The sequence below is a fragment of the Martelella sp. UBA3392 genome (genome assembly GCF_002358775.1).
Lineage (GTDB): Bacteria > Pseudomonadota > Alphaproteobacteria > Rhizobiales > Rhizobiaceae > Martelella > Martelella mediterranea.
Window position 1 is genome coordinate 2,162 of record NZ_DEPM01000220.1, and the last position, 6,753, is coordinate 8,914.

The 6,753-nt window shown below is 61.3% G+C and carries 7 protein-coding genes and 1 pseudogene; 5 read left to right on the top strand and 3 right to left on the bottom strand.

Features of this window, described 5'->3' with window-relative positions:
- Both B4E36_RS17800 and B4E36_RS17805 read right to left on the bottom strand, forming a co-directional pair.
- Window positions 1-298, bottom strand: a pseudogene (locus tag B4E36_RS17800) (hypothetical protein); the annotation flags it as partial.
- Window positions 295-591, bottom strand: coding sequence for a DUF3572 domain-containing protein (locus tag B4E36_RS17805; protein WP_292054637.1), 297 nt, complete (start codon window positions 589-591; stop codon window positions 295-297). The gene B4E36_RS17805 and the pseudogene B4E36_RS17800, both read right to left, overlap by 4 nt.
- A gap of 134 nt (window positions 592-725) precedes the next feature.
- Here B4E36_RS17805 and B4E36_RS17810 point away from each other — a divergent pair, with 134 nt between their 5' ends.
- Together B4E36_RS17810 and B4E36_RS17815 are read left to right on the top strand one after the other, a co-directional pair.
- On the top strand, window positions 726-1,097 hold the full coding sequence (locus tag B4E36_RS17810) for a response regulator (RefSeq protein WP_018066640.1): 372 nt from the start codon (window positions 726-728) through the stop codon (window positions 1,095-1,097).
- A 10-nt stretch (window positions 1,098-1,107) separates the two neighbouring features.
- Window positions 1,108-2,382, top strand: coding sequence for a hypothetical protein (locus B4E36_RS17815; RefSeq protein ID WP_292054633.1), 1,275 nt, complete (start codon window positions 1,108-1,110; stop codon window positions 2,380-2,382).
- Window positions 2,383-2,846: 464 nt separating this feature from the next.
- Here B4E36_RS17815 and msrB read toward each other — a convergent pair whose 3' ends face one another.
- Window positions 2,847-3,260, bottom strand: a complete 414-nt coding sequence (msrB, locus tag B4E36_RS17820; RefSeq protein ID WP_292054631.1) for a peptide-methionine (R)-S-oxide reductase MsrB — start codon at window positions 3,258-3,260, stop codon at window positions 2,847-2,849.
- 223 nt (window positions 3,261-3,483) lie between these two features.
- On the opposite strand from msrB, the gene B4E36_RS17825 reads away from it, so the two are divergent.
- From B4E36_RS17825 to B4E36_RS17835, 3 genes are read left to right on the top strand one after another with little or no spacing between them, the layout of a single operon-like run.
- Complete coding sequence (locus tag B4E36_RS17825; RefSeq protein ID WP_292054630.1) at window positions 3,484-5,847, top strand: putative monovalent cation/H+ antiporter subunit A; 2,364 nt, start codon at window positions 3,484-3,486, stop codon at window positions 5,845-5,847.
- Window positions 5,844-6,263, top strand: a complete 420-nt coding sequence (locus B4E36_RS17830) for a Na(+)/H(+) antiporter subunit B (RefSeq protein ID WP_292054629.1) — start codon at window positions 5,844-5,846, stop codon at window positions 6,261-6,263. The genes B4E36_RS17825 and B4E36_RS17830 overlap by 4 nt, the downstream gene beginning before the upstream one ends.
- The gene (locus tag B4E36_RS17835; RefSeq protein ID WP_292054628.1) at window positions 6,263-6,640 is read left to right on the top strand and encodes a Na+/H+ antiporter subunit C; all 378 of its coding nucleotides are present in this window, start codon (window positions 6,263-6,265) and stop codon (window positions 6,638-6,640) included. The genes B4E36_RS17830 and B4E36_RS17835 overlap by 1 nt, the downstream gene beginning before the upstream one ends.
- Window positions 6,641-6,753: the final 113 nt, after the last annotated feature.

Genomic DNA, 6,753 nt, shown 5'->3' on the forward strand with positions numbered 1-6,753 from the left:
TGAGGCCGGTGAGCGTTTCGCGCGCGGTCTCGAACGGCTCCTGCCATTCCTCCTGGGCGTCGTAGAATGCCGCCAGAAAGGCGCCGACATCGGCATCGGGAATCTTTTCGCCGGTCGCAAGGCTGGTCACATTGCCGTTCAGGCTGAAGGTCTCAAGCACCAACTCATGGTCATTGGCCTTGAGGAAGGCCTTGAATGGGTCGAGGAATTGCAGCACGACCTCGTCGACATCAACGACCACCAGGGGACGGTCGCCGATCTTCAGGCCGGAAAGCTCCTCGTGTTCAACCGTTTTCAATCGACCTGTCCGCCATATTCAAGCTTCTGCCAGGCGTAGGAAACTGTCTCCGGCTTCACCTTGCAGTCATGGCAAAACGCCATCAGGGTGGGCTCATGCCCGGCGATGAAACCGATCATGGCGCTTTCGAATCCGGAGCCTTGAGAAAGCGCGCGCAATTCGCCGGGATTGACGCCGGTGAGCGCGGAAAACCGGCTCATAAGCTCCGGCTCGCCGGAAAGCCAGACCAGAATTTCGACGGCCAGCGCATGTTCGCGCGAGGGATTTTCAGATGGATCGGCAAAATTTTGCACGCGGATTTCCGTTTCTTAACCAAATCGGCCTAAACTTGGTCGATGATGCGCTCATAATTCGGTGAGAGCGATTCTAGCGTTTCACCGGCGCGTTGCAAGCCGGACCATGGGCCGGTGCCAGGGGATTGCGTCAGATGGCGAAACAGGTTCTGATTGTAGAAGATAACGATTTGAATATGAAACTGTTTCGCGATCTGGTGGAAGCCTCTGGATATGAGGCGGTGGAAAGCCGCACGGGCGCCGATGCGGTGGAACTGGCGCGGCTGTTCCGGCCGGGGCTCATCCTGATGGATATCCAGTTGCCCGAGCGCTCCGGCATCGACATCGCCCGCAGCTTGAAAGCCGATGCCGAATTGGCGACAATACCGATCGTCGCGATCACGGCGTTCGCCATGCGCGGCGACGAGGAGCGCATCCGCGAAGCCGGATGCGATGCCTATCTGTCCAAGCCCGTTTCGGTGCCGAATTTCATCAAGACCGTGAGAACCTATCTGGGCGATGCCTAAGGAAACGACCGTGAATAGCTTCGGCGAAGAAAGCATCGTTCTGATCGGCGGCGAGGGGGCTGTGGCCCAGACGCTCGCCGCGATGCTGAGTTCGTGGCCGGTCGGTTTCTACCAGGCCGATTTTTCCGACAGCGACGGCATGATGGCGGCGGTCAACGCCGCGAGCCTGATCCTCGTCGCCGTCGATGACGAGGATACCGCGCCGGCGCTTTCCTGCTGCGGGATTTTGAAGGAGCACGATTCGGGCATTGCCGCCCCGGTCGCCATCATCACGCCGGAAAAGGCCGATGCCGGCCTCAGGCTGGCAGCGCTTCGCGCCGGTGCCGACGACGTGATCGGACTGGAGCACAATCTGAATGCCGCCGCCGCGCGGATTTCGGCGCTGCTGCGCTATAATGCGTTGCAAAAAGAGGCGGGCTCGTGGGAACGCGCCGCGGTGCGCACCCAGGCCGATGCCGTGCCGGACGATAATGTGAAGGTGCTTGTGGTCGCCGAGGACGCGGCGCTTCGGCAGGATATCCTCAAATCCATGCTGTCGCTGACCACCACGATCGCCACCGGCGATCTGCCGGAGGCGCTCTATCTTGCCGCCAGCCACAGTTTCGATCTCGTGCTGGTTCATGGCGGGCCTCAGCTTCCGGATGCGATGCGGATCTGCGGCCAGCTTCGCTGCGTGCCGGGCATGCGCTTCGTGCCGCTGTTCGCGCTGTCCGAGCCGGGCGGCCTGTCGGTCGTCTCAAGCGATGCCGCCCGCAGCGCGGATGACTGCATGGACTGGCCGGGCGAAACCGGCGAACTGGTGCTGCGCGCGTTGCTGCATCTGCGCCGCAAGCGTTTCATCGAGACCATGGGTGCCGGCATGATCGATGCGGCCGAGGATGTGCCGCCGACTGAAGCGGGCGAGGGGCTGCTGGCGCCGGACGGCTTCGCCCGCGCGCTCAACACGCTGAAGCGAGAGGCGAGCGAGGCCGGAGAACCGCTTTACATGGGCGTGCTCAGGGTTCCCGAAAGCGTGGCCGACGAGAGTGCTGCGGCCGTGGCGTCGCTGATCCGCTACCACCTGCGGGGCCGCGAGGCGGCGAGCCATGTCGAGGCAGGTCTGTTTGCCATCCTGTATCCGGATCGGGGCAGGGATGATGCCGAACATGCGATCCACGCGCTGCATGCCATGCTGGATGCAAGCTGGCGGCAGATCGCCGACGAGCGCGCCCGCGCGGGTGTGCTCGGCTCGGCGGAGGGTGACGATCTCCCGGTTTTCAAATCGGCGCTGATGGAAGTGGGCTGAAGCCCGACCGCAGCATCGCTCGATGCCGCGAGTCCCTCTACTGGGTTGCTGCCTGACAAAAAAGCGAACTCCACTTTTTTGTCCGTCACTCTAATCGAATAGAGTTCACGAAATTAACCATAAAATAGACTGAATTGAGCGCGAACTGTTAAAAACGGTTGATTATTTTCTGTGTGCGTTCAAGTTTACTTTAGCTGCTTTAAGCAGTTGCCCCATGATGCTCAGGTCCGCCGCATCTCCTGGTCTCGTGGGGTCGACCGGCTGACGGTAACCGGCTTCCTCGTGCCGCTGCCGTTAGCCGGTCGGTCTCGTGTTAGCGCTGTCTAATACTAGAAAAAAAACGGCATTCGAGCCGGTTGCGGTTTCGCCGTAAATTCCTGATAAAACAAAAAGTTACGCCCTCAATCATCCGTCACACGGGATCGAGGGCGCAGAGGCTCGCCGTCAAGTACGGCGGCTTGGGGCTACTTTTCGTCAGGCACGAAATGCATCGCATGACCGTTCATGCAATAGCGCAGGCCGGTGGGCTTCGGGCCATCGGGGAAGACGTGGCCGAGGTGGCCGCCGCAGGTGGCGCAGCGGATTTCGGTGCGCACCATGCCGAGAGAATCGTCGCGCAGTTCGATCACGGCGTCTTTCCTGACCGGCTCGAAGAAACTCGGCCAGCCGCAGCCGGCGTCGAACTTGGTATCCGAGCGGAACAGCGGGGTCTCGCAGCCGGCGCAGTAATAGGTTCCGGTCTCGAAACTGTCCCAGTACGGACCGGTAAAGGGGCGTTCGGTGCCGTGTTCGCGCAGGATGTGAAACTGCTCCGGCGTCAATTTGTCGCGCCATTCTTCTTCGCTTGCCGGATTTTTCTGTTTATTGATGTCTGTCAAAGTCGCGCTCCAACGGTTTTTCACGTTTAATGGCTGTCTGTAGCGATAGATGTGTCGTAGGCTCAGAAAAAGCAATGCCTTGGCAGGAAAGCTGGCCATGGAGGGCGTTTGCGGTTTTGCGCTTGTGAAAAAGACTTGGACGCGGTTGAGCGCATGCTAAACTTAACGTAACTGATCAGGTTCAGTTGCGTGAATGCCCGGCAGACTAATTTTTGGAGATGCTATGTCGCCCAGTGAGACGACACTTATATTTCTGGCCCTTCTTCTGCCCTTCATCGGGGCGGTTTTATCTCCGATCCTCTACCGCATCTTCAAATCCCTCGCGCCCTGGCTTCTGGCGCTGCTGCCGCTGTTTTCGCTGGTCCAGTTCGCCCGCCTTGTGCCGCGCATCGCTGACGGCGAGGCGTTGACCGGCGGCTATGACTGGGTGCCGAGCCTGGGCCTGCGCTTCTCCTTTCTGATCGACGGTCTTTCGCTGACCTTCGCGCTGCTGATTACCGGCATCGGAACGCTGATCGTGCTTTATGCCGGCGGCTATATGAAGGGCCATCCGCAGCAGGCGCGGTTCCTGTCCTTCATGTTCATGTTCATGGGCGCGATGCTCGGCGTGGTGATCTCCGACGGGCTGCTGATGCTGTTCATCTTCTGGGAGCTGACCTCGATCACCTCGTTCCTGCTCATCGGCTTCGACCATGAAAAGGATGCCTCGCGCCGCGCGGCGATCCAGGCGCTGGTGGTGACCGGCGGCGGCGGGCTGGCTCTGCTCGCCGGCGTGCTGACGATCCAGCATATTACCGGCGCGAACGGGCTTTCCGAACTGCTGGCAAGCGGCGATGTGCTGCGGCAGAGCCCGCTCTATATTGCCGCGTTCGTCCTGGTTCTCGGCGGCGCGTTCACCAAGTCGGCTCAGTTTCCGTTCCATTTCTGGCTGCCGAACGCCATGGAGGCGCCGACGCCGGTTTCGGCCTATCTGCACTCCGCAACCATGGTGAAGGCCGGCGTCTACCTGCTGATGCGGCTGAACCCGGTGATGGGCGATACCGCGGCGTGGATGACGGTGCTGCCGGTGTTCGGCGGCGTCACGCTGCTGGTCGGCACGGTGCTGGCCGTGCGCCAGACCGACCTGAAGCTGATGCTCGCCTACACCACCGTCGCCTCGCTCGGGCTGATGGTGATGATGACCGGCATGGGCATTGAACACGCGGTCGAAGGCGCGGTGCTCTATCTGATCGCCCACGCGCTGTTCAAGGGCGGGCTGTTCATGGTCGCCGGGCTGATCGACCACGAGACCGGCACCCGCGACCTGACCAAGCTCGGCGGGTTGGCGAAGGCGATGCCGATCACCTTTGCGGCCGGGCTTGCCGGCGCGATCTCGATGGGCGGCCTGCCGCCATTCGTCGGCTTCCTCGCCAAGGAAGGGATCTACGAATCGCTCGATGCCGGAACAACGTTTGCGACCATATTTCTGATCGTCGCGATCATCGGTAACGCGCTGATGTTCGCGGTCGGTTTCGGCGTCGGGCTGAAGCCGTTCATCGGCGCGAAGACCGAAACGCCGAAGCATGCGCATGAAGGACCGGCACTGATGTGGCTTGGGCCAGTCACGCTCGGCCTTGCGGGCCTGCTTTCGGCCGTGTTCGCGCATTATTTCAACACCCATTTCTCCGGCCCGATGGCGAGCGCCGTCGCGGGCGAGGAGATCAGCATCCATCTGTCGCTGATCCCGCATATCGGCCTGCCGCTGGCGCTGTCAGTGCTGACCGTCGCGATCGCGCTGGTGATCTACTGGCGGCTTGATGCGCTGAGGGCTGCGATTGCAGCCATGCTGACGCGCCTTGGACCCGGCCCGGATCTGTGGTTCGACAGTTTCATGCGCGGCCTTGTGAGGCTGTCGTTCAGGGTGACGCAGACGATCCAGCCGGGACGCCTGGAATTCTACATCACCGCGACCTTTGTGCTCGTCGCGGCCGTGCTGATGGCCTCGCTGTTCTCGTTCGGCGAGTTGCCGGTATGGCAGGGCCTGCCGGAAGATCTCCACCTCGCGCACTGGGTCATTCTGCTGCTCGCAGTGATCGGGCTTGGCGCGGTGATCGGGGCGCATAACCGGCTGACGGCGATCGTGACGCTCGGCATTCAGGGCTTTGCGGTGGCCGTCCTGTTTCTGCTGCTCGGCGCGCCCGACCTGTCCTTCACCCAGTTCATGGTCGAAACCCTGTCGGTGGTCATTCTGACGCTGGTGATGACCCGCCTCAACCTGACGCCGTCCGACCATCGTGCGATGGGACAAAGGTTGTTTGACGGCGCGCTTGCCGTGATCTGCGGGCTCGGTTTCACGCTGCTTTTGATGCGCGTCACCCAGGTTCCGTTCAATGACCGGCTGTCGGAGTTCTTCAACAGCTATTCGAAGGTGATCGCTCACGGACACAATGTGGTCAACGTCATCATCGTCGACTTCCGCGGAACGGATACGCTCGGCGAGATTGCCGTGGTGATGATCACCGGACTTGCCATTCTGGCCCTGATCCGGCTGCGCAACACCACGACCGGCACCACCCCCAAGAAACCGACAGAAAGCGAGGTCCGATGAACACGCTGATCTTCAGAACGGCGGCGCCATTCCTGTCGGCGTTGATGATGCTGTTTTCGATCTTCGTCCTGCTGCGCGGCCACAATGCGCCCGGCGGCGGCTTTATCGGCGGCCTGATCGCGGCCTCGGCAATCGCCATTTTCGGCATTGCCATGGGGGTCTCGGCGGTGCGCCGGGCGATCCACTTCCATCCGCTGGCCTATGCCGGAGCGGGGCTTCTGCTCGCGGCGCTCTCGGGCCTGATCTCGATCTTCGCGCACACGCCGTTCATGACGGCGCACTGGATCTATCCGGTGATCTACGGCGTGGAAGTGCCGATCTCGACGGTCACCACCTTCGATATCGGCGTCTATCTCGTGGTGTTTGGAGCGATATCGTCGATCTTCCTGGCCCTTGAAGAAAGGGACCATGTCTGATGGAGTTCGTGCTCTCGTGCCTTGTCGGCATCTTCTTTACCGCCGCGATCTACCTGATGCTGTCGCGCCACAGCGTGCGCATCATGCTGGGCATCGCCATCCTTAGCAATGCGGTCAATCTGCTGATCTTCACCGCCGGGCGGGTTACCGGCTTCGTGCCGCCGATCATCCCGAAAAGCATGGACACGCTGCCATCGGGCACGGCAAACCCGCTGCCGCAGGCGCTGATCCTGACGGCGATCGTGATCGCCTTTTCCTTCTTTGCCTTCCTTCTGGTTTTGACCTACCGCGCCTATCAGGATCTCAATACCGATGATACCGACGATATGCGGGCGGCGGAGCCCAAGGACCAGCCCATGCCGCCGCTCGGCTACTGAACGGGGATATCAAGACTCAACCCATGGCAGCTTCCGCTTACCAAATCGATCCTTCCGCCGCGCTGACAATGGCGCCGACGTCGCTGACGGACTGGCTCGTCATCCTGCCGGTC

Bases quoted from the DNA above. Each gene is read 5' to 3' on its own strand.
- B4E36_RS17835 (WP_292054628.1), top strand. From the start codon at position 6,263: ATGGAGTTCGTGCTCTCGTGCCTTGTCGGCATCTTCTTTACCGCCGCG.
- B4E36_RS17825 (WP_292054630.1), top strand. From the start codon at position 3,484: ATGTCGCCCAGTGAGACGACACTTATATTTCTGGCCCTTCTTCTGCCC.
- B4E36_RS17810 (WP_018066640.1), top strand. From the start codon at position 726: ATGGCGAAACAGGTTCTGATTGTAGAAGATAACGATTTGAATATGAAA.
- B4E36_RS17830 (WP_292054629.1), top strand. From the start codon at position 5,844: ATGAACACGCTGATCTTCAGAACGGCGGCGCCATTCCTGTCGGCGTTG.